Genomic DNA, 772 nt, shown 5'->3' with positions numbered 1-772 from the left:
AGTCAGGACGCGGACGAGTCGACTCCGCTCGCGGCCCGACCGGCTCCGGCCGGGGCCCCACCGGGTCGGGGCGCGGCCCGGTGAACTCGGGCCGGGGACGGGCCGGCTCGGGCCGGCCGTCGACGGGTTCCGGGCGGCGACGAGCCGACTCCGGTGGTGGGTTGGCGACGTCCGGCCGCGCGCTGCCCGACTCGGGGCGGCGGCCGTCGTAGCGGGCCGCCTCGTCCACCGGGCGGCCGGGGCGGCCGTCCGGGCCGGGCCGGTCCACCGTCGGGCGGTGCCGCTCGTCGGGGCGGTACGCGGCCGGTTCGGTGCGCGGTCGCCGCTCGACGACCGGCCACTCCCCGTGGTGCGGGCGCGCGCGGTCGCCCGGCGGGCGCTGACCCTCCCGGCGCTCCTCCGGCCGGAACGCGGCGGGGCGCGATTCGCCGTACCGGCCCGGCTCGGCGCGGTACGGGTCCACCGGCCGGCGCCCACCCTCGGGCGCATCCCGGTACGTCTCGGCCCGCGCGGCCGCCTCCCGGCGCGGCGGTCCGTCGTAACCCCGGTCCGGCTCCCGGTGCGGTCCGTCGAAACCGCGACCCGGCTCGCCACGCGCCGGCCCGTCGTGGCCCCGACCCGGCTCGCCACGCGGCGGCCCGTCGAAACGTGGATCGCCGGGCTGGCGGAGGTCCGGGTTCCGCCGGTCCGGACGGGCCACCCCGGTGTCGCGGCGGTCGGGGAACCCCTGGTCCCGCCGACCGGGCACGTCCTGGTCGCGCCGCTCCGGACG

1 protein-coding gene and 1 pseudogene are annotated in these 772 nt (G+C 81.9%); one reads left to right on the top strand and one right to left on the bottom strand.

Features of this window, described 5'->3' with window-relative positions; genetic code table 11:
* Positions 1 to 463 (bottom strand): annotated as a pseudogene (locus tag F8274_RS32190) (hypothetical protein); the annotation flags it as partial.
* A gap of 96 nt (positions 464 to 559) precedes the next feature.
* Here F8274_RS32190 and F8274_RS32185 point away from each other — a divergent pair.
* Positions 560 to 772, top strand: a 213-nt coding sequence (locus tag F8274_RS32185) for a hypothetical protein (RefSeq protein ID WP_225854061.1), incomplete at its 3' end; no start/stop codon positions are given.

Origin of the sequence: Micromonospora sp. AMSO31t (assembly GCF_008868175.1) — a bacterium.
In the GTDB taxonomy this organism is placed as follows: domain Bacteria; phylum Actinomycetota; class Actinomycetes; order Mycobacteriales; family Micromonosporaceae; genus Micromonospora.
This window is presented reverse-complemented; position numbering and strand designations above follow the sequence as displayed.